The organism is Alistipes sp. CAG:29, from assembly GCF_000435435.1.
Taxonomy (GTDB): domain Bacteria; phylum Bacteroidota; class Bacteroidia; order Bacteroidales; family Rikenellaceae; genus Alistipes; species Alistipes onderdonkii.
Window position 1 is genome coordinate 40023 of sequence record NZ_FR893486.1, and the last position, 601, is coordinate 40623.

The following is a 601-nucleotide window of genomic DNA, read 5'->3' on the forward strand; positions in this document are numbered from 1 at the left end:
AGCCCGTCCTGTCCGTAGGTGACGGGGATGTCTTCGCCGACCGCGATGTTGCGCAGGGGTTGCAGGTTTTCGCCCAGATAGAGGTTGTTCTCAAGTTTCACGCCCCACTTGGTCAGCACGAAGTCGATCTGTGCACCGCACGGTTTTTTCCAGTTGTGGTCTACGCTGCGGCCGCGCTGCGGGGCGAAGAGGAACCCGGCCTTGATGTCGAAGTCGAAGTAGGCGTTGAATCCCCAGCCCGCATAGGGGTTTACCAGCAGGTTGTCCGTGACGTTCTCGTTGAGCTTCGAACCTGCGAAATGGAACATCGAGAAGGCATAACCGAAGTAGAAGCCCCGCTCGAGCGTATAGCGTCCCGCCGAGATGATGCGGAACATTTCGCGCGACTGCTCGGAATACATGCCTTCCCAGTCGATCGCCATTTCTACATAGGTGTTCTCGCGCTCGGTGGATTTATAATGCCCGAGGAAACCCGAAAGGCGGTTGTGGTAGAACGCCGTCGAGTCGCTGAAGAACGCCCTCGAATAGTCGCCCAGCAGCTCCTTGCGGTCAAAGATACCGGCGTTGGCCTGTACGTTCTTGCTGTTGAACTGGTAGTATA

The 601-nt window shown here is 56.9% G+C and carries 1 pseudogene; it reads right to left on the bottom strand.

The features are described from left to right. Nucleotides 1-601, bottom strand: a pseudogene (locus QVP03_RS10910) (hypothetical protein); the annotation flags it as partial.